At 44.8% G+C, this 25754-nt stretch carries 30 protein-coding genes and 1 tRNA gene; 18 read left to right on the top strand and 13 right to left on the bottom strand.

Annotation, left to right across the window (positions count from 1 at the left end):
• Positions 1-13 precede the first annotated feature (13 nt).
• The gene (locus WH96_RS18490) at positions 14-1237 is read right to left on the bottom strand and encodes an MFS transporter (protein ID WP_047765712.1); all 1224 of its coding nucleotides are present in this window, start codon (positions 1235-1237) and stop codon (positions 14-16) included.
• A 35-nt stretch (positions 1238-1272) separates the two neighbouring features.
• The gene (locus WH96_RS18485) at positions 1273-1758 is read right to left on the bottom strand and encodes a hypothetical protein (protein ID WP_218045089.1); all 486 of its coding nucleotides are present in this window, start codon (positions 1756-1758) and stop codon (positions 1273-1275) included.
• Between the two features lie 158 nt (positions 1759-1916).
• On the opposite strand from WH96_RS18485, the gene WH96_RS18480 reads away from it, so the two are divergent.
• A complete protein-coding gene (locus WH96_RS18480) occupies positions 1917-2684 on the top strand; it encodes an NAD kinase (RefSeq protein WP_047765711.1) in 768 nt (255 codons plus the stop codon).
• 179 nt (positions 2685-2863) lie between these two features.
• Here WH96_RS18480 and WH96_RS18475 read toward each other — a convergent pair whose 3' ends face one another.
• Positions 2864-3100 carry a DUF1127 domain-containing protein gene (locus WH96_RS18475; protein ID WP_047765710.1) on the bottom strand — a complete coding sequence of 79 codons (237 nt, stop codon included), beginning with the start codon at positions 3098-3100 and terminating at the stop codon, positions 2864-2866.
• A gap of 142 nt (positions 3101-3242) precedes the next feature.
• Between WH96_RS18475 and WH96_RS18470 the strand changes: the two genes are divergently transcribed.
• From WH96_RS18470 to WH96_RS21575, 3 genes are all read left to right on the top strand, one after another.
• On the top strand, positions 3243-4259 hold the full coding sequence (locus WH96_RS18470; protein ID WP_047765709.1) for a transcriptional regulator GcvA: 1017 nt from the start codon (positions 3243-3245) through the stop codon (positions 4257-4259).
• Between the two features lie 433 nt (positions 4260-4692).
• A tRNA-OTHER gene (locus tag WH96_RS22020) sits at positions 4693-4763 on the top strand.
• Between the two features lie 148 nt (positions 4764-4911).
• Positions 4912-5451, top strand: a complete 540-nt coding sequence (locus tag WH96_RS21575) for a gamma-glutamylcyclotransferase family protein (RefSeq protein ID WP_053006130.1) — start codon at positions 4912-4914, stop codon at positions 5449-5451.
• A 65-nt stretch (positions 5452-5516) separates the two neighbouring features.
• Here WH96_RS21575 and WH96_RS18460 read toward each other — a convergent pair whose 3' ends face one another.
• From WH96_RS18460 to WH96_RS18440, 5 genes are all read right to left on the bottom strand, one after another.
• The gene (locus WH96_RS18460; protein ID WP_047765708.1) at positions 5517-5852 is read right to left on the bottom strand and encodes a PilZ domain-containing protein; all 336 of its coding nucleotides are present in this window, start codon (positions 5850-5852) and stop codon (positions 5517-5519) included.
• A gap of 258 nt (positions 5853-6110) precedes the next feature.
• Positions 6111-6872, bottom strand: coding sequence for a competence/damage-inducible protein A (locus WH96_RS18455; protein WP_245629510.1), 762 nt, complete (start codon positions 6870-6872; stop codon positions 6111-6113).
• A 27-nt stretch (positions 6873-6899) separates the two neighbouring features.
• Positions 6900-7349, bottom strand: coding sequence for a YtoQ family protein (locus WH96_RS18450; RefSeq protein WP_047765706.1), 450 nt, complete (start codon positions 7347-7349; stop codon positions 6900-6902).
• A gap of 189 nt (positions 7350-7538) precedes the next feature.
• Complete coding sequence (locus tag WH96_RS18445; protein WP_047765705.1) at positions 7539-8783, bottom strand: MFS transporter; 1245 nt, start codon at positions 8781-8783, stop codon at positions 7539-7541.
• 209 nt (positions 8784-8992) lie between these two features.
• Positions 8993-9571: a hypothetical protein gene (locus WH96_RS18440; protein ID WP_047765704.1), complete on the bottom strand. Its 579-nt coding sequence runs from the start codon at positions 9569-9571 to the stop codon at positions 8993-8995.
• 264 nt (positions 9572-9835) lie between these two features.
• Between WH96_RS18440 and sfsA the strand changes: the two genes are divergently transcribed.
• The 4 genes from sfsA to WH96_RS18420 all read left to right on the top strand — a co-directional run bounded on the left by sfsA (position 9836) and on the right by WH96_RS18420 (position 12817).
• Positions 9836-10537, top strand: a complete 702-nt coding sequence (sfsA, locus tag WH96_RS18435) for a DNA/RNA nuclease SfsA (protein ID WP_047765703.1) — start codon at positions 9836-9838, stop codon at positions 10535-10537.
• A gap of 82 nt (positions 10538-10619) precedes the next feature.
• The gene (gene map, locus WH96_RS18430; protein WP_082130580.1) at positions 10620-11429 is read left to right on the top strand and encodes a type I methionyl aminopeptidase; all 810 of its coding nucleotides are present in this window, start codon (positions 10620-10622) and stop codon (positions 11427-11429) included.
• Between the two features lie 34 nt (positions 11430-11463).
• Positions 11464-12147, top strand: a complete 684-nt coding sequence (gene radC / locus WH96_RS18425) for a RadC family protein (RefSeq protein ID WP_082130579.1) — start codon at positions 11464-11466, stop codon at positions 12145-12147.
• Between the two features lie 136 nt (positions 12148-12283).
• A complete protein-coding gene (locus tag WH96_RS18420; protein ID WP_047765701.1) occupies positions 12284-12817 on the top strand; it encodes a cysteine hydrolase family protein in 534 nt (177 codons plus the stop codon).
• Between the two features lie 147 nt (positions 12818-12964).
• Here the strand turns inward: WH96_RS18420 and WH96_RS18415 are convergent, their stop codons facing one another.
• Positions 12965-13705 carry a hypothetical protein gene (locus tag WH96_RS18415; RefSeq protein ID WP_047765700.1) on the bottom strand — a complete coding sequence of 247 codons (741 nt, stop codon included), beginning with the start codon at positions 13703-13705 and terminating at the stop codon, positions 12965-12967.
• A gap of 304 nt (positions 13706-14009) precedes the next feature.
• Here WH96_RS18415 and purB point away from each other — a divergent pair, with 304 nt between their 5' ends.
• Positions 14010-15401 carry an adenylosuccinate lyase gene (gene purB / locus WH96_RS18410; RefSeq protein ID WP_047765699.1) on the top strand — a complete coding sequence of 464 codons (1392 nt, stop codon included), beginning with the start codon at positions 14010-14012 and terminating at the stop codon, positions 15399-15401.
• A gap of 104 nt (positions 15402-15505) precedes the next feature.
• On the opposite strand, the gene WH96_RS18405 is transcribed toward purB, so the two are convergent.
• Both WH96_RS18405 and WH96_RS18400 read right to left on the bottom strand, forming a co-directional pair.
• Complete coding sequence (locus tag WH96_RS18405) at positions 15506-15826, bottom strand: DUF1476 domain-containing protein (protein WP_047765698.1); 321 nt, start codon at positions 15824-15826, stop codon at positions 15506-15508.
• A gap of 212 nt (positions 15827-16038) precedes the next feature.
• Entirely contained in the window at positions 16039-16359 is a 321-nt protein-coding gene (locus WH96_RS18400; protein WP_047765697.1) for a DUF1476 domain-containing protein, read from the bottom strand.
• Positions 16360-16556: 197 nt separating this feature from the next.
• On the opposite strand from WH96_RS18400, the gene WH96_RS18395 reads away from it, so the two are divergent.
• The 8 genes from WH96_RS18395 (at position 16557) to WH96_RS18360 (ending at position 22672) form a co-directional block, all read left to right on the top strand.
• Positions 16557-17312 (top strand): NRDE family protein, encoded by a 756-nt coding sequence (locus tag WH96_RS18395; protein ID WP_047765696.1) that lies wholly within the window; start codon positions 16557-16559, stop codon positions 17310-17312.
• Between the two features lie 206 nt (positions 17313-17518).
• Positions 17519-17827 (top strand): hypothetical protein, encoded by a 309-nt coding sequence (locus WH96_RS18390; RefSeq protein WP_162200173.1) that lies wholly within the window; start codon positions 17519-17521, stop codon positions 17825-17827.
• Between the two features lie 116 nt (positions 17828-17943).
• Positions 17944-18186 carry a phosphoribosylformylglycinamidine synthase subunit PurS gene (purS, locus tag WH96_RS18385; RefSeq protein ID WP_047765694.1) on the top strand — a complete coding sequence of 81 codons (243 nt, stop codon included), beginning with the start codon at positions 17944-17946 and terminating at the stop codon, positions 18184-18186.
• A gap of 89 nt (positions 18187-18275) precedes the next feature.
• Complete coding sequence (gene purQ / locus WH96_RS18380) at positions 18276-18965, top strand: phosphoribosylformylglycinamidine synthase subunit PurQ (protein ID WP_047765693.1); 690 nt, start codon at positions 18276-18278, stop codon at positions 18963-18965.
• Between the two features lie 12 nt (positions 18966-18977).
• Positions 18978-21167 (top strand): phosphoribosylformylglycinamidine synthase subunit PurL, encoded by a 2190-nt coding sequence (gene purL, locus WH96_RS18375; protein WP_047765692.1) that lies wholly within the window; start codon positions 18978-18980, stop codon positions 21165-21167.
• A 167-nt stretch (positions 21168-21334) separates the two neighbouring features.
• Positions 21335-21571 (top strand): BolA family protein, encoded by a 237-nt coding sequence (locus tag WH96_RS18370; RefSeq protein WP_046508034.1) that lies wholly within the window; start codon positions 21335-21337, stop codon positions 21569-21571.
• Positions 21572-21613: 42 nt separating this feature from the next.
• Complete coding sequence (gene grxD, locus WH96_RS18365; RefSeq protein WP_047765691.1) at positions 21614-21955, top strand: Grx4 family monothiol glutaredoxin; 342 nt, start codon at positions 21614-21616, stop codon at positions 21953-21955.
• A gap of 378 nt (positions 21956-22333) precedes the next feature.
• Complete coding sequence (locus WH96_RS18360) at positions 22334-22672, top strand: hypothetical protein (protein WP_047765690.1); 339 nt, start codon at positions 22334-22336, stop codon at positions 22670-22672.
• A gap of 182 nt (positions 22673-22854) precedes the next feature.
• Here WH96_RS18360 and rpsD read toward each other — a convergent pair whose 3' ends face one another.
• The gene (gene rpsD / locus WH96_RS18355; protein ID WP_047765689.1) at positions 22855-23472 is read right to left on the bottom strand and encodes a 30S ribosomal protein S4; all 618 of its coding nucleotides are present in this window, start codon (positions 23470-23472) and stop codon (positions 22855-22857) included.
• Positions 23473-23534: 62 nt separating this feature from the next.
• Here rpsD and WH96_RS18350 point away from each other — a divergent pair, with 62 nt between their 5' ends.
• Positions 23535-24851: a M24 family metallopeptidase gene (locus WH96_RS18350; RefSeq protein ID WP_204248244.1), complete on the top strand. Its 1317-nt coding sequence runs from the start codon at positions 23535-23537 to the stop codon at positions 24849-24851.
• A gap of 75 nt (positions 24852-24926) precedes the next feature.
• Here WH96_RS18350 and WH96_RS18345 read toward each other — a convergent pair whose 3' ends face one another.
• Entirely contained in the window at positions 24927-25724 is a 798-nt protein-coding gene (locus WH96_RS18345; RefSeq protein WP_047765687.1) for an RNA methyltransferase, read from the bottom strand.
• Between the last annotated feature and the right edge of the window lie 30 nt (positions 25725-25754).

Below are 25754 nucleotides of genomic sequence, written 5' to 3'. Positions count from 1 at the left end.
TTTCACATCTGTATTACGTTGGCGACTGGCCTTTAATCATCATTGGGAAAAAATAATACCACCCAACACCGATTGATTGGGCAACGATCAACATAATAATGCCTGCCTGATACCCCTCTACAGCATACCCGCCTGCGGCTTGCTCAGGCCATAATTCAATGACTGCACCAACAGCCCATTGCCCAACAAAGGCGACAACAAACACCAAAGAATTCAAGGCCGTATTAACGCGCCCAGCCAGGTAACTTGGGAAAAATTGGGAAAATCCGGGATAAATAAGATACCCACCCGTCCCCAACAAACCAAATGCCATCCAAACAATACTGACAGTCAAAAATGAGTTTATCTCAAACAGCAAAAGAGCCTGTGGGATCATGCAAAGCAACATGCCATAAAACCCGATGGTAATAGAACTGATGTTATGACGGCGTAACCAATCCGTCACGATACCACCGATGAGAAAACCAACAAAAACGGAAATCGCAATTAGCGTTAACCCCCATGCAACGATGTCACGATCAAAGCCGGCAACGTCACGTAACCACGGACCAGACCACAGTGCCTGTAGGGAAAAGAATGCGGCCTGAGACATGACAGTAAAAGGAGTGATACGCCAGAAGAACGGGCTTTTAAACACCAGACCATAATCTTTGACTTGCTTTGCTACACTTTCACTCGCCGGAATCTCGTCACGTCGAGGAATGACGATGTAGATCAACACTGAAATGCACAAAGACATTACCGCCAGAACGACAAAAACACCTCGCCACCCCATAAGATCAGCGAGCAATTCGACAGGTGCAGTTCCAGCAATGGCCCCTAATCCACCAGCAGCAAGATGACATCCATTGATTAAAGCAAGCCGTTCCTTGGGAACCCAGCTGACGTAGGCTTTAAATGCCGCCATCATACAAGCAGATACACCAAACCCGATTAAAGCCCGTCCCAAAATAAGAAGCGAAAAGCTCTCGGCCCAGGAAAACAAAAGCGCACCAACCGCTGTAAACAATAGAAAAGCGCTTTCCACCTTTCGCGGCCCATAGCGATCCAATAACAGCCCCAACGGGAGTTGGGTGAGAGCAAAGGCAATGAAAAAAGCACTCGTCAACAACCCCAGGTCTGCCGCTGACAAGCTCAATTCAGACACAAGGTCAGGTGCAATAACCGCATTTACAACACGCAGTAAAAACGAGAGGAAATAACCTATGGCAAAGGGTAGAAAAATACGAGCGATCATTAGGTTTTGCTTCTATCCAATACAACAATAAAACATTACTGGAGAATAACCTGATGTGTGAAGTTTCGACCATTGGTTATGGTAATTTGCGTGAAGCCCATCAAGGCAGCAAGATCAAAGAAAGTGAACACATCTTCAACACCCAGTTCCTGAAAAACGGGTAATGTCCGTGCCCCCGCTGTCATGTTGGCAAAAATCGCCCGCGCACGATAAATCGTATCCAGTCGACCATCTTCCAAACCAACAATTATGAGTTTCTCTGCATCATTGCCTTTCGCAAAGATTGCCGCTGTCGGAGAAAACTCCCGCTGCATACTCTGCTGGGTAATAGATGTTACAAAAGCAATACGTGTTTTGCGATTTGATGTTGCAATCTGTTTTGCTCTGGCTTTGTAGATTTCCCGGTAAACCGGTTCGGGATAATAATAACCGGCGTGTCTGTCTGCGGCATGAAGCGACGTACTAAAAACACTGCTGTAGCCAATGACAGTTAAAACTACGAAAAACAATGAACGGATCAAAATAAACTCCCCTTTTGAATATTTTATGTATCAATCAGTATCAGACATTTTGACACCGCTGCAAGTGGCTGTCAGTCTATTGTTATTATTTGTGAAATACATATCAGTAATGTTTGTGATGTTTTACGGAAAAGGCTCGCTGCCATGAGAAAAAAACGATGAGCAGAAAACGTGTCGCATTTGTTGCTTCTGAAACAGAACGTGCAACCAATGCATTAGAATGCCTGGAGAATAAATACAAAGCTGTCTCCCCAGACGAAGCAGATGTGATTGTTGCCTTAGGCGGCGATGGTTTCATGCTGGAAACTCTACATCAATTCATTGGCTTAGACGTTCCGATCTATGGCATGAACCGTGGCACCATTGGCTTTCTACTAAACGAGTATAACGAAGATCAACTTGATATACGCATTGAAAAAGCCGTAAAAATTACCTTGCACCCGCTCCGTATGTCTGTTGAGACGGTCAGCGGGCAAAAGTTTGAAGCACTAGCTATCAATGAAGTCTCTCTACATCGGGATAGCCGTCAGGCAGCAAGTGTCGGCATCGACATCGATGGCATAGAACGCATGCAAGAACTGGTCTGCGACGGTGTTATTTTATCAACTCCCGCTGGCAGCACAGCTTATAATCTGTCTGCTCATGGACCTATCGTTCCCATCGGCGCTTCTCTTCTTGCCATGACACCCATTAGTGCTTTTAGGCCAAGACGATGGCGAGGGGCCCTCCTTCCTGCAACAGCAGAGGTTACCTTTAGAACCCTGGACACTGAAAAGCGCCCCATATCGGCAACGGCTGACTTCACGGAAATCAAACACGTCAAACGTGTCAGTGTGCGTCAGGACAATAGCGTGGATATGAACCTTCTTTTTGATGAAGAGCATAACCTGGAAGAACGTATTATCCGCGAACAGTTCCTTCCCTGATAATCACCTACACACGATCACTGCATTCGCATCAAACCAAACAGCACTTAAAAAACTTTAAAAGCCCGCTAATAGCTGTCGGCGAGCAATTAACGGGCTTTATAAAGTTCCACAAGGGAAGTTACGCTACCTTCTTTTCAGAAGAACCCGATAGCGCGGTCGGGGCAGGGTAATTCTTATTAGCTAATCCAGAATGGTTTAGATGCTTCGCGTTGTGCAGCCCCGGCAGAAATTCCCATATCCAACAACAGATGGGCATCGGCATCTCGAAGGTTTGCACGCTCGTTTAAACGCTCTTGCCATGTAATCAGTTTCTGGGTGGTGCTGGTAATAGGCGCCTTCAAAAAGGATACGCCCGGCTTATTTTTGTGCAACATACCAAAAGTATAGGTTTTGTGCATTGTTACATTTGCCATAACAGTTCTCCTTATCTGAAATAAACCGCCCAAGTGGGCTATTGTTCTCTGTGTTCTTTGATATAGCTAAAATATGACTGTTTGATTTCAATCTCAAACGATGTTATTTCATATATCGGATTAGATTTTATAATGTGAAATCATGCTGAGACCACTCCCACCATTGAACGCCTTGCGCGCCTTTGAAGCCGCGGCCCGCCAACTTTCATTTACGAAAGCGGCACAAGAGCTTTTTGTGACACAGGCAGCTGTTAGCCATCAAATCAAATCACTCGAAGATCATCTAGGAATTCAACTTTTCCGTAGAATGAATCGACGCCTTATTCTTACGGACGAAGCACAAATTCTGTTACCTGCTGTCAGTGAAGCTTTTGACATTATAAAATCAACAACCCAGAAGCTTTATGATGGCGGGGACCGTGGCACTCTTAAAGTTTCTGTCATGCCATCCTTCGCTGCAAAGTGGTTATTGCCACGCCTTCCCAAATTCCGGCGAAAACACCCTGAAATCGATATTCTCGTTTCGGCAACCATTACCAAAAGTAATTTTTCACGCGACGATGTGGATTTGGCAATCCGATTTGGTGCAGGACAATACCCGGGCTGTCGTGTGGACAAAATGATGGAAGACGAGAGCCTTGTCGTCTGTAGCCCTCATCTGCTTAAAGGATCATTACCCCTTCGTACACCAAATGATCTCAAATATCATACATTACTTCATGATGATGTTGGCGAAGAACCTTTCGCTGTTAACTGGCGTCGTTGGTTACATATTGCCGGCGTCACTGACATAGATCCCGACAAGGGGCCGGGGTACAATGATTCCGGCCTTATTCTACAAGCAGCCATAGAGGGGCAAGGAATCGCCTTGGGCCGTACATCACTCACCTATGATGATCTAAAGGCTGGTCGATTGGTGTGTCCTTTTGGCCCGAAAACACCATCAACTTATCAATACTATGTCGTCACCCCGCAAAGCACGTCCGAGATCACCAAGATCAAGGTTTTTCGGGAATGGTTACTTGATGAAGCCACCGCTGATGATTTTGTTCCCAACGTACAAGTTGATTTGGACAGGGCCAAAGAAAGAGGTGAAATTGTTAGTAACAACCACAACACAGGCGACTTTGATAACAACACACAAAACGAAGACAGCTGATCATAAACTTTAATTTCGTTGAAAATCAAATTCTTGCTTCTTTGAAAGAACACATACTGTATTTGGAAAAAAATCAAAAAAGTTTTAAATCCCAAAAACGAATCATTGACATAAAGACGCTTTCGGGCGAGAGATTTCCCCATAGAGTGTCCTAGACAACACGTGCGGACGTGGTGGAATTGGTAGACACGACGGACTTAAAAAATTGAGTGCCTTTGGGGAAACCTAGAGAGTAGAACTGCTCAAATTCGGGGAAAGCTTAGATCGCAAGATGATGCCAATCCCGAGCCAAGCCCAAGACTTGAAAAAGATTTGGGAAGGTGTAGAGACTAGACGGGCAGCACCTACGGCAAGGATCAGTGAGTTAGGCCTTGTTATGGTGAAGGGATAGTCCAGACCACAAACGCGCGGTGCTTGCATCAAAGGCGTGGCAGCGAAAGCTGTAGATGGTATGAAAATCCGTTGGCTTCGGCCGTGCGGGTTCAAGTCCCGCCGTCCGCACCACTCTTCCTTTTGCAGAAGAGATCGTTGCTAGAACACATCCCTGCTCTCTTTTGAATTTGTATTTACAATTTTAACAAAGAGATTTGCATAAAAAGAAAAATTTCCCAAGCTTCAACATGCCCGAGATACAATATGCCTGAGATACAGTATGCCTGAGAAAAATACACATGACACCACTTTACCTCTTTTCTTCTTTGGCTCGCTGATGGACCAAGATGTCCTTGAAATTGTCTTGGGACGTTCAATTGATATTCAACATTTCAAACAAGGTGTCCTTCTCGGGTATCAATGCGAGCGAGAAGCAAAAGAAAGCTATCCGGTTCTTATTCCAAGCCCAGGTAAGCAGGCCGACGTATTAATCGCAGAGACACTGTCCTCTGATGATATCGACCGCATTCTTTTTTATGAAACAGGTGAGTATGACTTTGTCCGTTTCACCTTACAAAAAAATGGGCAAGAGATTGCCGCTCTCGGTTTTGCAACAGGCGAAGGCATTGCATCATCCGGTCAGAAGTGGCACTTAAATATCTGGCAGAAGAAAGATAAAGCAGTGTTTTTACCACTCGCAAAACGCTTTATGGAAGCATACGGAAAAATGACATTACCCGAAGCCTTGCGCCTTTGGGATGAGCTTGTTCTGGAATACGATCAAGATAGGACTGAAACAGGTTCTTCGCTAGCCTGCTAAAACAAATAAAGCTCTTCTTGATCAGAAGAGCTTTATATTTTCATGCTAAATATAAACAGTTTTGCTTAACTATGTAAAACCCGCATATCGTCACGGTTAAGAAACCCAGACAAGCGCTCGGCTATTTTTTCAGGCGAATTCCTAAACTTCAACCCCACCTGCAGCCCATGACGCCACATTACCTCGCCACCAAAATGTACGGATCCTGGAAGAATGAGTGTAACTTCACTGTTTAAAGGAACAGTATCAGCAAGTTGAACCTTCACTCCAGTCACAGAAACATCCACAACTTCACAGTTGGTCGATAGTTCCGGACCAAACTTCAAGCTGCCACTCAAGGCAGCCCCAATTCGTGCCTTGCCACGGCGTTCTTCTATGTTTACTTTTAATGCGTCTTGCATTTCTATCGATCCCCCGTCGACTTCAGTGCATTTTCATAAAATCCCATATACTTTAAAATGAACCAAAAGTGTAAAAATAACAAGAAAATAAACAACCTAATGATAAAGAGCACTACATTATTGGTATTTTTATAGTCGCAAATATAGTTAATATATTTAAGTGTACCTCTTTTTACATCACTCTACTTATTCAATTCTTACCCAATCAAAGCACCCAACTTTATCAATAAAAATAAAAAGAGTGCCGTGTTCAATTGGCTAAGTATAGCTGTTCAGGACAGCATCAATTGCTTCTTCACACTGCATGAGTAGATTCTCATCCGTAGAGCGCATCACGATACGCACACCTGTTCCGCCTCGCCCCATAAATGGATAGCTGCCAACATCGACATCAGGGAATTTTCTTTGAATATCACCAAGATCTTTGGCAATTTCACCCTCTTTTGCATGCGACGTCAAAGTCCTTGAAACCATCGGTTTCCCGCCTGTAAGCCCCGGCGCTAATTTAGAAAACATCGACTGCATTATCTTGGGCACGCCAGCCATAACAAAAACGTTTTCAATTTGATATCCCGGCGCAATGGATATGTCATTCTCAATAAGCTTGGCACCTTCGGGCACATGAGCCATACGCAAACGCGCCTCGGTTAACTGCTCTTGACCATAAAAAGACAACATAGCCTTGTGTGCATCAGGATGAAGAATTAAGGGAACATCAAAAGAATCTGCAACGCATTGTGATGTAATATCGTCATGGGTTGGACCAATTCCACCTGTGGTAAAGACATAGTCAAAAGCACTTCGAACTTCATTAACTGTGTGCATGACCCGCTCCGGAATGTCAGGCACTACTCTGGCTTCGTCCATTCTTATACCGATTTCATTCAACTTTTCCCCAAGGAATGCAAGATTTGAATCCTGTGTTCGTCCTGAAAGAATTTCATTTCCGATAATGATCAGACATGCCGTGTAAATTCGTTCCATCTTATCCCGTTGCCCCTTGCCTACTCTGGTTGTCATCTTTTCAAATCAACATCATCAGGCAAATCAAAGCTCTCCACGGATCACATAGCTCAAAACATTAACAACCTCCTTCGGTGTTCGTGTAACCGCCAGTGCAGCAGCATCAACTTCTTTTAAAGCATGCTGATGATCGGGGCCGTGCATAATAATAAGCGATTTTCCCAATGCAGAGGCATAGCCAGCATCAAAGGCAGCATTCCACTGTTTATATTTCTCGCCAAAGCAAACCACCACAACATCGGACTTTTCAATCAGTGTTCGGGTACGGATTGCGTTTACCTTTGCCCCCTTATGATCATGCCAGAACTTATCTTCTTCTGCCCCGAGAATAGAGACACCACAGTCATCAGAAGACGCGTGATCGGTAACTGGCGCATAGATTTCGACAGGTAAGTCCAAGACCTTTACCTGCTGTTCAATTTCTTCGCGCCAGTTCGTATGAATTTCACCAGATAAATAGATCTTCCAATTCATAATAATCTCAATCCTTACAAATAATAAGAGGGCAAATGGTAAGAGGTAAAAAGTGCAGAAAAATCGCACAAGCTAGTTAATCAGGCTACAAAGAATGCCCCTTGGGAACAACAATCTTCTCTGAATTTCTAGAAAATTAAAGTTACCCTGATGCGTTGATGTCGATTGTTATCAAACAAAAAACATTGTTTACTTGCCAACTCTTCTTTTTAAAAATTGCCTCTGCGCGCCCCGAAGACACAGAGTAGCGAACACACACCAGACAACACACCCCATAACAACAGCCTCGGACGAAACACCGAGGTCAAAGAGCCATCCGAAAAGCACGGGGGAAAGAGCAGAGGCCAGAACAGAAACAGACATTGCCATCGCACGTATCGCCCCAATGTGTCTGGTACCATAAATTTCAGCCCATATTGCGCTCGTCACTGTCGACCCAAAGCCGACAGAAATACCGATAAAACTCATAAAAAGAGTTGCCGCATATAGATGTTCTGATAACCCAAGAAACAATAACCCAATCAAGAAGATGGGAATATGAACAACCAGTAACCGCACAGCACCAAAGCGATCTACCAAAGACCCCGCCATGACAGCACTGATGGTTATCATCACCGCATATATGGTAAAGTTTCCAGCAAACCACGCCATCGACCACCCTTTGCCCGTGACAATATGGATTTGATGGAAAAAGATTCCGGTCACGATAAAGGCCAAAGTACTCAAACCCGGTAACATCAAATAAAACGAAGGATCACGTAAGACGTCACAGCGTGTCCATTGTTTATGAAGATCATCGTTTCCTGATGCTAATGCCTGACTTTTAATCTGTTCATTCATACGTGCATCGCGTTCACTATGGCCACGCAAAAGCATGAAGACCAAAGGCATAAGAACAAGACCTAAAACCCCGGCATTCAAGATCCATGCTTCACGCCAGTTTAACCAACTCAACAACCATATCGTCAACAAAGGCAGACTTGCTTCACCTAACGAAAGGCCTAACGAAGCAATAGAAATCGCCCGTCCTCTGTTATCGTGAAAATATCGCGCCATTGCCGTCACAGAGATATGGCTCATAAGGCCTTGCCCACATAACCGAACAAGGAAAAACAACGGTAAAATCAAAAAAGGGAAGCCAGAAGGAATGAAAGCCATGCCCAACGCAGCAATACACAATCCGAGGATCACAAGATAGCTGTAGAGCCGCAAATCCATATAATCAATCTGCTTGCCAAACCAGATCACAGCAAAACCGCTAATCAAGGTCGCGGCAGAATAAAGGGCGCCGAAATCACCGTGCGATAAATTGAGTTCGGTTCGTATTTCCTGGTTAAACAAAGAGACATAGAATGTTTGCCCAAAGCTCGATGCGAACGCCACAACAAAACCAAAAGCCAGAAATCGTACATTTGCCAAAATAAAATTGACCATGGATTACGCCTGAAGAAAGAAATTATTTTCCAGTAAAGAAATCAAACCAGAAGAATACTCCGGAGAAGAGAGTAGAATGAACCAAGAAACAAACTAATGAATTGAGAATAGCCTGAATTGCTTAAGAGCCAATATTTTCCAAGCCACGAGCACGCAAGCTTCAAGACAGTCCAATGCCATTATAGATTTTTACGAATTCTGGATCACTATTATCGCTGATAATAGCCTTTGGTTTGCATACAACGATTGAAGTGAATAGCCTGTCTTTTTTTCACATCTTTTCTATCGATATTCTGGCGCAGCGTTAAAAGAGAAGACGTCCCCCCACCTAAACTATCCCCAAAACTGCCACCACGATCATCCTCAATCCGCGCATCGTGTGCAACAAGACCTTTTGCATAGTAGTGACAGGAAGCAACATCGTTTTCATAGTCAACTTCGGCTTTAGGTGTTTCCGCGGAATATAGCTTTCCATCTGGTGCTTTAATAATCGGTTGCCCTTGGGACTGCGCAGGTGTCGGTGCAGGTTCTGCAGAGCCATAAGGATAGCTGTTCGTTACAGGTTGGTCGCTGATACTCAGACTATCGCCAGTCTCATTTACTGTACCAGTCACATTTTGGTTAATGACTTCGTTCGAATTATCACTTGGCGGTACAGCCAAGGCAGGAGAGGAGGATGAATAGGTCTTTGATTGCTTTGGCGCCACTTGCTCGCTTTTACCACCAAAAGCACACCCTGAAAGCAGGATTGCAACAGCAGAAGCGGTAAGAACATGGCGGCAATTCATAAAAATTCTCCCGATAAGGTAATGGGTAAATCAGTGGACAAACAAATATCTGTCATTAAACAGGATTGGTATAAATAGTAACAGCGTATGAAACGTTAACAACACCTTGTACTGGCTTCCAAGTCTTTGGCAAGTGATATAAATGGCACCTAAGAACCTTTTCAATCAACACTGCTCTATCTTACACAACATGTGTGAGTTCTTTATTAATTTCACTTGCCATAAAAAGTGCGAAACGACTAAGGTCATTAAAAAGAGGATCTTATGAAATTCGACACTGCTCTAATCCCCGGAAAACTTGTAAAAAGATATAAACGCTTTTTAGCTGACGTCGAGTTGACGGACGGCACAGTTGTTACCGCGCACACAACCAATACTGGATCAATGCTCGGTCTTGTCGAGACTGGCTCGCCTGTGTGGCTTTCAGAGTCAGATAATCCAAAACGGAAACTAAAATATACCTGGGAAATAGGCGCTGCTGGAAAAACAGCCGTGGGGGTCAATACAGCTGTCCCGAACAAACTTGTCTTCGCAGAAATATCTGCGGGAAATATTCCACTCCTTACTGGTTATACAACAATCAAACGAGAAGTTAAGTACGGTCAGAATTCTCGTATTGATGTTTTTTTACAAGCCGAGGACAAAATTGACTGCTATGTGGAGATCAAATCAGTTACCTTGAGCAGAGCATCCGGCGTGGCAGAGTTTCCTGATGCCGTTTCCGCCAGAGGAACAAAACATCTGCAAGAACTGGGGGACATGGTAGAAGAAGGGCATAGAGCCGTCATGTTCTATCTGACACAGAGAGGGGATTGCACTGTGTTTGTTCCCGCCAAGGATATTGACCCGGTTTATGCAGAGGCGCTTAAAATCGCAATGACACGGGGTGTTGAGGTTATTGCCTATAGCTGTGATGTTACGCCCGTGGGAATTCACTTGGATAAGCCACTAGAGCTAGGTATATAGGCCTTAATTATCGTGTAATATTGAATACAGTGCGTAAATAAATGACGCACTGATAAGACTCGCAAGAAATGGAAGAAATAACGTGATCGACAACCTGACACGTGAAGAACGACAGTTTGTAACCTACACTGAAGAAGATTTTGCCGGCATGCGCAAAGCTGGCCGTCTGGCTGCTGAAACCTTGGATTTCATTACACCTCACGTCCAACCCGGTGTATCCACAGGTAAACTGAACGACCTCTGTCATGAGTTTATTACCTCACATAACGCGGTCCCTGCTCCGCTGAATTACAAAGGTTTTCCGAAATCAATCTGTACGTCGGTCAACCACGTTGTCTGTCACGGTATTCCGGGCGAAGACAAAATCCTGCGCGATGGAGATAGTCTGAACATCGATGTAACCGTTATTTTGGACGAATGGCATGGCGATACCAGCCGCATGTTTTTTGCTGGTAAACCAAGCGTAAAAAGTAAACGCCTGAGTGAAGTAACCTATGAATGCCTGTTACGTGGTATTGAAGCGGTTAAGCCCGGTGCAACGCTGGGTGACATCGGACATGCTATACAAACCTATGCCGAAGCAAACCGCTTTTCAGTGGTCGAAGATTTTTGCGGCCACGGAATTGGCCGCAGCTTCCACACGCCTCCGAGCGTCTTGCATTATGGGCAAGCTGGAAAAGGCGCTCGTCTGCTGGAAGGCATGATCTTTACCATCGAGCCCATGATTAATGGGGGTAAATATGCGGTCAAAGTCCTTAATGATGGTTGGACAGCGGTGACCAAAGACAAATCTCTCTCCATGCAATATGAACACACACTGGGCGTAACCGCTGATGGTTGCGAAATTTTCACACTCTCCCCAAAAGGCTGGCATAAACCACCTTACGATTAACTACCCTTAGATTTGGACTTACTCAGGCATTAGTTTGAAAACAGAAAAACCTCATTATCATGGTCATCGCGATAGGTTACGTCAGCGCCTGCTGGAAAAGGGTGCTGAAAGTCTCGCTGATTATGAAGTGCTTGAGTTCTTCCTCTTTGGTGTTAATCCGCGCGGAGATACGAAACCTCTAGCTAAAAAGCTTATCAAAACGTTCGGCTCTTTAGCCGAAGTTTTTGCAGCTTCACCAGATGAACTAAAACAAGTTACTGGTGTAGGCGATGCAGCGGCATCGCTTCTTAAACTTATCCCAGAAGCCGCCCGTCGCCTGACCCAAAATGCTATTCTGGAACACCCGGTTATTGATAGCTGGGATCGACTTGTTGAATATTGCACAATCGTCATGGCACGGGAAAAGATAGAGCAATTTAGACTTCTTTTTCTGGATCGGAAAAATCGGCTAATTGCTGACGAAGTTCAGCAAAAAGGTACAATTGACCACACCCCTGTTTACCCGCGCGAAGTCGTGAAACGTGCGTTAGAACTCAGTGCCTCTGCCTTGATTATGGTTCACAATCATCCCAGCGGTGATCCCTCTCCCTCCCCAGCTGATATAACCATGACAAAAGAGATCAAAGAGATCTGCGGGAAACTTGGTATTGAACTCCACGATCACCTGATCATCAGCAGAACAGGCAATAGCAGCTTTCGTCATCTAGGGTTACTGTAATCAATAAAACCTACTCAAAATTGCCGTGAACCAGCTTGTAAGATTTCTCTGGCTAGGACTTCAGATTTGAACAATACTGGCCACGCACTTTCTGCCTAAAATTTTTTTATTACCAGTAACTAGAGGAAAGTCTTCTATGAGTACAGCCGTTATTGTTATTGATATGCAACAAGGACTGGTTAACCCTGTGCCCCAACCTTATCAACTAGACAAGGTCATCAAACATATTAATCAAATAACAGAAGAAGCAAGGCAAAAAAAGATCCCTGTTTTTTTTATCCATCATGAATCTCCAAAATCAATTGTGGAGTATGAAAGTGAAGGTTGGCGATTGGCTAAAGATCTCAAGCAGAGCAAGAATGACAAAGTTATTCGCAAAACCACACCGGATTCATTTCTTCGCACCAGTTTGGAAACAGAATTAAAGGCACTAGACGTAGCTAAACTGATTATAACGGGTTATGCCACTGAGTTCTGTGTCGACACAACGATCAGAAGGGCCGCTGGTCTGGGGTATGATATAATTCTTGTTGCAGACGCACACACTACCCACGACAAAGAACATACCTCGGCCGAAAACATCAGGGCACATCACAACGCTACCCTGCCCAACATTAAAAGTTTCGGTACTCGAATTACGTCAGTTCCTTTATCCGAATTGACGCTCTGAAAACGATCAATAACTTCAGGAACATTAGGAAGTGTAGCAACATCTTAATGACATAGAGAGACAGAAAGGATAATAGCAAACCTTTATGTCTCTCTATGTATACGCCCCTTTAATTAAAGGGGCTTTTTTTAGTTTCAGGCTATCAATTTACGATGCTTTAACCTGTCGCAAACGGTACCAGAAAGAAAAGAGATAGAAGAACAAGAAACAAGCGACATAAAATTCGCTTAATTCGTTCAAGTCCATATCAAAATACATGTGCTCATCCAGCCGGGTCCATTTCTGAAACAGCTGCCTCAGAACACGGCTAACGAGACAGTAGATAGTCACTGGCAATCCCACAACAGTTGGGAATAACCAATAAAGAGCGCTTCCCATGGCTGGTTTCGCCATATATCCAAACCTGATAATAAGCGGAATAACCATCGTTCCAATAGCCATGCCCACCATGATAATTGACTTTATCGTCGTATCGTGACCGTTAAGCGTATTATGGAAGTTGGTTTCATTATGATCATTAATAGCTGCCAAGCTTTCTGGGGTTTCCCACTGAAACCAATGCTGTCCCCAACTTGCTTCTTCACCTGCAGCAACAAAGACTGCAATAGTACAAAGCATCAACCAATAGCCGAGGTATTTTGACGGCAAAGCATCACGCATACGCCAAGCAAGAAAGCCAAAAATGACTGCCGGTACCAACATAACAAAAGCCGCATTCTCAACAATACCGCGCCGCTCGCTCTCAATATAGTATTCGTACTCTGCCCAATCCGGGAAAATTGTACGACCGATAACCATAACTGCTACCATCAGCAATGGCAGCCACTGCCAATAAAGTTTGGAAAAGTCAGTTAGATTATCAGCATTATTTACTGAATTTTGTGTCACATCCGCCTCAATGAATTTTTCATTAAATTTTTATGGTCGAGGGCTATAGCACAAGAAATGGGTTGTTGAAAGACAGGGAGACCAAGACACAAAGCTGTATACACATACATGTATATTTTCAAAAACAACCATCCATGACCGCAGAGTGATAACGACTGAATAACATCGCTTGTAAAGAGAAAGAATAAGATAAATTCACTATAACGGTTGACAGATGCCAACAACTTCGCTTGTTTCACCAGAGATTGTTGGCATCTAAAAGTTGCCATGACTTTGTGCACTTTCCAAAAGGAACAAAAGCACCATGATCCCGCGTTATAGTCGCCCAGAAATGACTTCAATCTGGGAAGCAGAAAATAAATTCCGTATCTGGTTTGAAATTGAAGCGCATGCTTGTGACGCCCAAGCATCTCTAGGTGTTATTCCCAAAGAAGCCGCGGCCGTCATCTGGGAAAAGGGTCAAATACCTTACACCCCGGAACGGATCGCTCGCATTGATGAAATTGAAGCAGAAGTCAAACATGACGTCATTGCTTTTCTAACCGAGCTTGCAGAAAACGTCGGCGAAGAATCCAGATTTGTACATCAGGGCATGACATCTTCTGATGTCCTGGACACTTGCTTGTCCGTTCAGATGTCCCAGGCTGCGGATATTTTACTTTCCGATATGGATCGCCTACTCGCCGCGTTGGAAAAGCGTGCAAAAGAAACGAAGCACATGGCCTGTATTGGTCGCTCGCACGGCATCCATGCAGAGCCTGTAACCATGGGTCTTAAATTTGCCCGCTTCTATGCAGAAATGGATCGCAACAAAAAACGTCTGCAACAAGCGCGTGATGAAATTGCGACCTGCGCAATTTCCGGTGCTGTCGGTACCTTTGCCAATGTTGACCCATCTGTTGAAGAACATGTAGCCAAGAAAATGGACCTGACTCCAGAGCCAATTTCAACCCAGGTCATCCCTCGTGATCGCCATGCAAATTACTTTGCCGTTTTGGGTATCATCGCTTCTTCTGTAGAAAACATTGCCACTGAAATTCGTCACCTGCAACGGACTGAAGTTCGCGAAGCACAAGAATATTTCGCACCGGGCCAAAAAGGCTCTTCTGCAATGCCACACAAACGGAACCCAATTCTGACAGAGAACCTGACCGGATTGGCACGCATAGTTCGTTCCGCGGTGACACCCGCGCTCGAAAATGTCGCTCTATGGCACGAACGTGATATCTCGCATTCGTCTGTTGAACGCATGATCGGCCCAGATGCCACTGTAACACTTGATTTTGCACTGAACCGTCTGGCTGGCACCATTGAAAAGCTTGTGGTTTACCCACAAAATATGCTTGATCATATGAATAACTTTGGTGGTATCCACGACGCCCAGCGCGTTTTACTTTACCTCACTCAGAATGACATCAGCCGTGAAGACGCCTATCGCATCGTACAGCGCAACGCCATGCGTGTATGGAAAAGTTATGGCATTGATCCTGACAACCCGGATTCACCTGCCGAACTCGATGCAGTGGAAAAAGAAGCACAGGAACATGACAACCGTTTCTTCTTCTTTATGTCCAAAGACGAAGGCTTGATGGAAATCCTAAGCGTCGAAAAACTCAGTAAATTGCTTGATGAAGATTCAATCAGCTATCATACAAAAAACGTAGATCGTATCTTTGAACGGATTTTTGGCAAGTAAGTCTGTACGGGATCATCATATGATCTCAGATGATCATTGTCTTGACAAAAGAAAGCCCTGATTTCGGGGCTTTCTTTCAATCATCTCCTTATACTCAAGGAAAACTATTCGTTTTTTACCAACTCTTGGGCCTGAAGCATAAAATCGTGAATCTGCCGTTCAATACGATGTTCTGACTTGTGCACGCCATAACGCGTAAAGTCATCGACGATCTTAACTTGCAAGCGATCACGCCCAGTATCCTTGATATGTAATTCCACGAGTTCTTCTGCATATTTCTCGGCGTCACTGCCTGATAATTCCATCAACTCAGCCGCCCAAAATCCCACTAATCTATTCCGGCGTACCTTGACCTTAAAGAGAACGTCTTGCTCATGCTTGTACTTGTTTTCATAAGCTTCTTTCAATTCCTGCAATGCATCCATGTTTTACATTTCCCTAGATAGAGACTGAAATATAAAAAATTCTGAAACATACTTGTATCTTTCAGTATAAACGCAATTTAATAACCAAAAGTTTACCCTCTGGGGTCAAGAAAACACTAAACGAAATAGATATCCAAAGCCCATGAATCAAAAAAGGAGCTTTCATCGAAAGCTCCTTTTGCATAACAAAGAACAGAAATACTAACGGTAGATTATTCGGTCATTAACTGTTTCTTGGCTTCTTCCATCAACTCAGCCATTTGACGTTCCAGTTGATGGATAGATTTATCTACATTACGGCTTTGGAAATCCTTGAGAACCTTTTGCTTCACATCTTCATCACCAGGTTCAATCAAATCTGCTTTGATCACGGTCTTCGCATATTCTTCAGCGGCATCTCCGGTAAGGCCCATCAAATCAGCAGCCCAGAGCCCAAGAAGCTTGTTACGGCGCGCTTCTGTTTTGAACCGCAACTCTTCATCATGCTGGTATTTGTCTTCAAATGCCTTTTCGCGGTCACTAATGTTGATCATAAAACAAAGACTCCTTGCCTGAACTTAATTATCATTCTTGAACTTTAAATTGCTTGGTTATCTTAACACAAAATCAGTTTACAAAATAACTGAAAGCCATTCATCAAACCATCTGTTATATATTTTGTCATACCCCTTCACTTCTGCAAGGGAAACTCGTTAATTATATTAATATAATTGCATTTACAGCAGGAACCATGTGTACCGTTACCCTTCTCTCTCGCCCTGGGCATAAATGGCCACTTTTATTTGCTGGCAATCGTGACGAAATGAATAATCGTCCCTGGCTCCCCCCCAAACGACATTGGGGTGATCGCCCAGAAACCGTTGCAGGTCTTGATGAACTTGCCGGAGGTACTTGGTTAGGTGTCAATGACTATGGCCTCCTTTCTTGCGTCTTAAACAGAAGAGGAAGCCTCGGCGTAAAAGAAGACAAACGCAGCAGAGGTGAACTCGTGTTAGAAGCTCTGGATCATGCCGATTCCTACGATGCAGCAATAGCACTTGCTGATCTGAATACGACAGCCTACAGAAGCTTCAATCTGATCATAGCTGATTATAAAAAAGCTTTCTGGCTACGGAGTGATACAGAAAAAGGACCCGGAGCAGTAGAAGTGTTCCCCATCCCCAAGGGACTTTTTATGATTACGGCAGGCGATGCCAATGATGACAGTCCACGCATAACAACCCACAGGCAAGATTTTGCGAACTTCATTCCTGACGTAGATACAAATGACTGGAGCGGCTGGAAAGAAATCTTGGCGCGCAAAAACCCCTATCCCAAAGCAGCAATGACTGTCGAAACATCCACAGGCTTTGAGACAAGTTCATCATCACTCATCGCACTTCCCAGCCCAGAAGCAACAACCGCACAGGGGACTCCAGAGAAAACAAAGTGGTGGTTCGCCAATGGCAAGCCAAGTGATGTGGCGTTTGAAGAAGTTCAAATATAAAATTTATTTGATTTTATACAGCCAGTGGATATCAAAAATGCAAACTCAGAAATTAAAAGAAGCAATATAATCAATCAAAATGGCATGTAATATTAAATAGTTAATCTTGCAGGAACAAAAAGAGCCTATTTTCAGAAAACTCTATCTGATTGAGAAAGCCAAAGCGGGATTGTCTTCTATAGCATAGACTGCTATATGGACCGCGAATGTATAGGAATGGAAATACATATCCATCCTTTGTTACCTCTTTCTGGGTAGAAACCCAAGGGACTGAGCGAATGCCAGGCAAGCCGTTTTCCAAAGGCAAACCATTGGCCTCTTTAACGGGCACATTACACTATTGCCTGTCATCCGTGCCGGTTGGCGCAAGATCAGTTCTATCTTATCTATCCATCAACAGTTTTCTTAAAACGTTGACGGCCTTTGTCTTTAAAGCACGAACAAAAATAATGCAGTCCTCTGCCCTGATTTTTTGTATGTCCTCGGGAAGAACTGAGAACGAAATCTGGACCTAAAGGTCCATTGTAGCGGGGGCCTTCAAAAGGTCCCCAAATTGTTTAAACAAAAGTAGCTTATGGGACGTCAAAAAAGAACCTGACTTCTGTTTGCAACTGAATAATGGAGAATACGGGTGAAAGCGCGCATCCATGTCACTCTGAAAAACGGAGTCCTAGACCCACAGGGCAAAGCGATCGAACACACACTAGGCTCTTTGGGCTTTGATGGTGTTAACGAAGCACGCCAGGGCAAATTCATCGAACTTGATATCGCAGAAACCGATGAAGCAAAAGCACGCGAAACCGTTACAGCCATGTGCGAAAAGCTTTTGGCAAACACTGTGATCGAAAACTATTCCATCGATCTGGAGCAGTAAGTTCGTGCTATGCAGAAATACTGTTTCTGCCTTCACGGCTAAATATTTGTAATGGCTTACTGTAATTTCAAACTACGAGGAACTTGCCAATGAAAGCGGCGGTTATCGTTTTCCCAGGATCCAACTGTGACCGAGACATTCAGGTTGCGTTGCGCCAATCCATGGGATCTGAACCCCAGATGGTCTGGCATAAAGATGCCGACTTTGATGATGTTGATCTAATTTGCCTTCCCGGCGGATTTTCCTATGGTGATTACCTTCGCTGTGGGGCCATGTCAGCCAAATCACCCGTTATGAAAGAAGTTGTTGCCCGTGCTAACAAAGGTGTCCCTGTTCTTGGTATCTGTAATGGTTTTCAGATCCTAACAGAATGTGGTCTTGTTCCTGGCGCGCTTATGCGTAACAGCAATCTGAAATTTGTCTGTCGTGACCTTCACTTAAAGGTAGAACGCAACGACACAGTCTTCACAAAACAGTATCAGGCCGGGCAAAACATCCGCATTCCTGTTGCGCACCACGATGGAAACTACTTCGTGGATTCAGAAGGCTTGAAAGCCCTGGAAGACAATGGACAAGTTGCGTTCCGCTACAGCGCCAAAGACGGCAGCGTTAGCGAAGCCAGCAATCCGAACGGCTCCCTCAATAATATTGCCGGTGTTTACAATACCAAAGGTAATGTTCTTGGAATGATGCCACACCCAGAACGCCTCTGCGAAGATGTTCTCGGCGGCACAGATGGACGCCCCATGTTTGATAGCCTTGTTGCGGCACTTTCATAAGGTGATAGAAAAATGAGTGAAATTACCCCTGAAATCGTCGCTGAACACGGAATCAACGAAGAAGAATACGCCCTCGTTCTTGAGATTATGGGCCGCGAACCCAACCTTCTGGAACTGGGTATCTTTTCGGTTATGTGGTCCGAGCATTGTTCCTACAAATCGTCAAAAAAATGGCTTAAAACCCTTCCAACCGAAGGGCCACAGGTCATTATGGGACCAGGTGAAAATGCTGGTGTTATCGACATTGGTGATGGCAATGCTGCCATTTTCAAAATGGAAAGCCACAACCACCCAAGTTTTATCGAACCTTACCAAGGTGCGGCAACAGGTGTTGGTGGTATCCTGCGTGATGTTTTCACGATGGGTGCCCGTCCAATTGCCAATGTAAATGCACTGCGATTTGGTGAGCCCGATCACCCCAAGACGCGTCATCTCGTTTCAGGTGTTGTTGCTGGTGTTGGTGGTTATGGTAACTGCGTTGGCGTACCAACCGTTGCCGGTGAAGTCGAGTTTGATCCTTCTTATAACGGCAACATCCTCGTAAACGCCATGACCGTTGGTCTGGCAAAGGCAGATCGCATCTTCACAGCCCAAGCATCTGGTGTTGGTAATCCGGTTGTCTATGTCGGATCCAAAACAGGTCGCGATGGCATTCACGGCGCGACAATGGCCTCTGCTGAATTTGATGATGCGTCAGACGAGAAACGTCCGACTGTACAGGTTGGTGATCCTTTTACAGAAAAGCTATTGATTGAAGCCTGTCTTGAGCTAATGCAGACCGATGCTATCGTTGCTATTCAGGATATGGGCGCAGCCGGATTGACATCTTCATCATTTGAGATGGCTTCTTCTGGTGACATGGGGGTTGAGCTCAATCTGGATCAAGTTCCTCAACGCGAAGAAGGCATGACTCCTTACGAGATGATGCTTTCCGAAAGTCAGGAACGCATGCTGATCATCCTCAAGCCGGGGAAAGAGGATCTTGCACGTTCTATCATGGAAAAATGGGACTTGGATTTTGCGGTCATTGGTACACTGACAGACAGCAAACGTATGGTTCTGAAATTCCACGGGGATACTGTTGGTGATCTTCCGATTAAACCATTGGCTCATCATTCCCCGGAATATGACCGTCCATGGGTGTCAACACCAGATTCCAAAGATGTGTTGGCAAGCGACATCAACGAAGCAACCGATACAACGGATGCTTTGAAAACCCTGATCAGTTCCGCGAATATGTCCAGCCGCCGCTGGGTGTGGGAACAATACGATCACATGGTGATGGGTGACACAATTCAACGCCCGGGTGGTGACGCCGGTGTGGTTCGTGTTCACGGAACCAACCGTGCCCTTGCAGTGACTTCTGACTGTACGCCACGCTATTGTAAAGCGAACCCTGTTCGTGGTGGTGCACAGGCCGTTGCAGAGACATACCGTAATATTACAGCTGTTGGCGCGACGCCTCTGGCTATTACTGATAACATGAACTTTGGCAATCCGGAACGCCCGGAAATTATGGGACAGTTTGTAGGCTGTATCGAAGGCATGCGTGATGCTTGTCTGGCACTGGATTATCCAGTCGTATCCGGCAACGTCTCTCTCTACAACGAAACCAACGGTAAAGGCATTCTCCCGACCCCTGTTATCGGTGGCGTCGGCTTGCTTAAAGATTCTACTAAAACAGCAACCGTTGCTTTTGAATCTGAAGGTGAAAGTCTGGTTCTCATCGGAAGCTCAATTGGGCATGTCGGCATGTCCATATATCTTGATGTGATCGAAGGACGTCGCGAAGGAAATGCTCCGATTGTTGATCTCGCTGCCGAACGTAAAAATGGTGACTTTGTAAGATCTCAAATTGAAGGCGGTTTTGTCAAAAGCTGCCACGATCTATCAGACGGAGGCCTTGCCGCGGCTGTTGCCGATATGGCCATTGCATCCAACATGGGTGCAGAAGTCATTAAGCCTGCCGAAGTTGAAACGCCGACAACGGCTTGGCTATTTGGTGAAGATCAGGGCCGTTATCTGATTTCCATCGGCGATGCCGAGAGCTTGCTTGAAGCAGCCGAAGAAGCTGGCGTTTCAGCCGTTGTTGTTGGCCGTACAGGCGGCAATGACTTGACGCTACCGGGTGGAAGCACCATATCCGTAGCAGAGCTTCGCACATGCAACGAAGCATGGATGCCAAACTATATGGCTGGATAGGTTTATATCCGCCTTTCGAAAAGAAATTTTGACGCAGGAGAGGATTAAACATACCTCTCCTGTAGATCTTTTCGAACAAGCTTTGTAGTGTGGTATCTGAAAAGGGTTGAGAATCCAAAATAAGCTTCTCAATCCGAACCGGAGAAATGAGAACAAGGACAGTATTTATGCCGATGAACCCTGCAGAGATCGAAGCATTGATTCGGGATGCACTGCCCGAAGCAGATGTAACCATTGAAGATCTTCGTGGCGATGGTGATCACTATGCAGCTTACGTCGTTTCGCCTGCCTTTGAAGGGAAAACCCGCGTGCAGCAGCACCAGATGGTTTACCAAGCCCTTCAGGGACGTATGGGTAATGAGTTACACGCGCTGGCTTTACAGACTTCTGCCCCGCAGAGCTAAGCCAACACCTTACTGAATTAATACGATCAAGGAATAGACCTTATGGATAACGTTGTCGCTGAGCGCATTCGTCAGGAAGTAAATGAAAACGACGTTGTACTTTTCATGAAAGGTACACCTGTATTTCCACAATGTGGGTTTTCCGCAACTGCGGCACAAATTTTAACCCACCTTGGCGTTAAGTTTACGGGTATTGACGTTTTACAAGACCCAAGCATTAGACAGGGTATAAAGGATTTCAGCAACTGGCCGACAATTCCCCAGCTTTATGTAAAAGGTGAATTCGTAGGTGGGTGTGATATCCTACGTGAAATGTTCCAGACTGGCGAACTTCAACAGTTTTTCAAAGACAAAGGATTTGAGGCACAGGAACAAGCTTCTTAAGCTTTCTCGGATCTTTCGCGTATTACTAAAATAAAAGGTCGCCTTGGGCGGCCTTTTATTTTACCCGCTATTTATAAAAGAGCTCACACCACTGTGATAGCTTTTGAAATGCCTAAGCTGGCAAATATCAATTCATTCTTCCAACAACGAAATCAAAAATTACGGACATATTAGTTAGTTACATCATATTACAAAGAATAACGCCAAAACCCTTATCGCGTATTTTTGTGGCTAATAATTCAAGTTTATGCTCGAAAACTCAACGAATTCTCACAATAAGATGATGTATCTAATTCTATTCAGGCATTTAAATCTCTTTAGCTACAACTATTTATAAATCGTCCCCCTGACAATTTATAACCAAAGAGATAACGACCGATGAAACACTTTACATCCCCTGCTTTAATAGCCTCCAGTACTCTATTCTTGGGTAGTATCCTGATATTACCTGCAAATGCAGCCGCGCCTAATCCCTACCCTACCCAAGTAAAAGAAGTACTGACCAAGTACAATGTTGATCAAAGTAGCATTAAATCACAAACAACGCTTGAACGTGGTACCAGTAATGACAGAAGGCAACGTATTGAAGGTTACGATACCTTTATTCGCTTTCATAATTGCAAAGGTTATCTGAAAATAGCACAACATCGCTTTGGTCATGTAAAACAAATATTCACCAGAGGTGAGTGCAAGGTACCAGGAATTGACAGCTTTTAACCCAAGCTCATAAACAGTAAACAGCAATCCAGCCTCATTAGAGCCAAGCTCAACGGAGTCAAACCCAAGAGAGACTGTGTGCTTTAATATTGCTCAAACAAAAAAGGTTGCCAGTATAACTGACAACCTTTTTTAATAACCATTTGATGCCAACAAAAATCGTTAGCAGAATTTTGTCCCGATTAGCGGGAGTAAAATTCGATGATCAGATTTGGTTCCATCTGAACTGGATATGGAATATCAGCAAGTTCAGGAACGCGAACGAAAGTAGCTTTCATCGCTTTCAGGTCGGAATTTACATATTCTGGAACTTCACGCTCAACAGATTCAACAGCTTCCAGAACCATAGGGATCTGACGGCTTTTCTCTTTAACTTCAATTACATCACCTTCTTTAACAAGATAAGAAGGAATGTTGACTTTTTTGCCGTTTACAGTTACGTGACCGTGGTTCACGAACTGACGAGCAGCAAATACTGTCGGTACGAATTTTGCACGGTAAACAACAGCGTCCAAACGACTTTCAAGGATACCAACAAGGTTTTGACCTGTATCACCTTTACGACGGTTAGCTTCTGCGAAGTAACGACGGAACTGTTTTTCACCGATGTTGCCGTAGTAACCTTTGAGCTTCTGTTTGGCCATAAGCTGTGTACCAAAATCAGAAGTCTTACCTTTGCGGCGCTGGCCATGCTGACCTGGGCCGTAGTCACGACGGTTTAGAGGGCTTTTAGGGCGACCCCAAAGATTCACGCCAAGACGACGATTAATCTTATATTTAGCAGCAATACGCTTGGACATTTCTGTATCCTATACATTAGTTTGGTGTCCCGGTAGTTCCAATTAAGGACGGGGAACAGGCCTTGGGCCGCCCCACTTTCCCGGGAATGCAGGCGCGACTATACGGATACACATCCAAAAGTCAAACCTATTTCCCGCTGTACAGATTGCAAAGCCTGCGTAAGATACTTTTCTACATCTTTCCTGCAGGTCTGCAGAACTACTCATTTTACGAGGTTAAGCCAATGGCAATCCACTTTTCCGAAGAGGAACTCGCCCAACGCCGTCAGAATACAATTAATGAAATGGTGAAAAGGAACTTGGATGGAATGTTAATTTTCCGCCAAGAATCAATGTTTTACCTAACCGGATACGATACCTTTGGTTATGTTTTCTTTCAGTGCCTTTATCTCGGGTCCGACGGCACAATGACTTTGCTGACCAGATCCGCAGATCTTCGGCAAGCTAGGCATACGTCCATTATCGATGATGTCAGAATATGGGTTGATGGTCCCGATGCCACACCGGAATTGGAACTTCGGAAGATTCTTGATGAGCACGGAGGAAAAGACAAGACCTTTGGAGTCGAGCTCGAATCCTATGGATTAACGGCCAGAAACGGACGCCGTCTGTATGCTGCCCTAGACTGTTTCTGCCGCTTGGAAGATGCTTCTGATTTAATTAGTCAACTCAGGGTCATTAAAAGCCCTGCAGAGCTTGGGTATGTGCGCAAAGCAGCAGAGCTCGCCGATAATGCCCTACGCGAAGCAAATGAGCTCTGCGTGCCCGGAGCATTTGAAGGTGATATCCTCGCCGCCATGCAAGGAGCTGTCTTTAAAGGTGGTGGTGATTATCCGGGAAATGAATTTATCATTGGCTCTGGCCAAGATGCTTTGCTTTGTCGTTATTTCACTGGCCGCAGGCATCTTGATGCTGAAGATCAGATAACACTGGAATGGGCCGGAGCCTATCGTCACTATCACGCTGCCATGATGCGTACCATCGTGATCGGTACACCAACTGTTCGCCAGATAGAGATGCATAAGGTTGCAACAGATGCCATGGCCGCTTGTATGGAAACGCTAAAACCCGGCGCTGCTGTCGGCGATGTTTTTGATGCCTACGCACGGGTTGCCGATGAAGCGGGTATGCAGGAACATCGATTGAACGCCACCGGATACAGCCTTGGAACCACTTTTGCGCCGAACTGGATGGATTGGCCAATGTTCTACCATGGCAATCCCGTAGAAGTGCAGGAGAATATGGTTTTCTTTCTTCACATGATTCTGATGGATAGCGATAATAACACCGCCATGTGCCCCGGACAGACGGTTGTCGTCACAAAAGATGGATGTGAAAATCTCTCTAAGATGCCGCTTGATCTAATTTCAAACGGATAAAACAAAAAAGAGCGCAGAATTAGAAGTTTAACCACTTCATTTTGCGCTCTTCTTTCATAATAGGAGAAGTTGCGTCTATTGCTTTTTTGGCGACTTTTGAACACGAGGCCCTAGCTGTAAAGTCTTGACCACGCCGTGCAACGTATTGACTTCCTGATCAGTTAAATGAGCACGTTGGAAAATATTCCGTAAATTCCGTACCATGTTCGGGCGTTTTTCTGGCGGCCAGAGAAAGCCCGATTCATCTAACGCAGCCTCAAGACGTTTGTAAAAATTTAGCAACTCATCCTTTGTCGCCAATGGCGAGCTGCCGAGCAAGAGTTCCTCATCCGGGACATCAACACCCTGTTGAAACCATTCATAAGCAATCAACAAGACAGCCTGAGCTAAATTCAAGGAAGAAAACTTGGGGTTCAACGGGACTGAGATAACAGTATCCGCCAGAACAACATCATCATTGTGCAAACCAGCTTTTTCCGGTCCAAAGAGCACGCCAACTTTCTGGCCGAATTGATCAAAAGCACGCATTTCTTTGGCCGCATAATGCGGAACAGCAACTGGCTTTGTCATATCCCGTGTGCGAGCCGTGGTCGCATAGACTTTATGCAAATCAGCAATTGCCTCTTCTGTCGTTTCGAAAACCTGTGCTTTTTCCAGTACCTCAATAGCACCTGCCGCCGATGCTTCCGCCGCAGGGTTCGGCCAACCATCCCTCGGCTTTACAAGGCGTAATTCAGTAAGCCCATTGTTCAACATGGCACGAGTTACCATACCAATGTTTTCACCGAGCTGAGGCTTCACCAGAATAATCGCTGGGCCACCTGTTTTTGATGTTTGAGCCAAAGTTGCTTGCGTGGAATCAGTACCGGCCACTGTATTCTCCGTTTTTGAAATCAAACGCTT

Source organism: Kiloniella spongiae (assembly GCF_001026905.1).
Taxonomy (GTDB): Bacteria; Pseudomonadota; Alphaproteobacteria; order Kiloniellales; family Kiloniellaceae; genus Kiloniella; species Kiloniella spongiae.
This window is presented reverse-complemented; position numbering and strand designations above follow the sequence as displayed.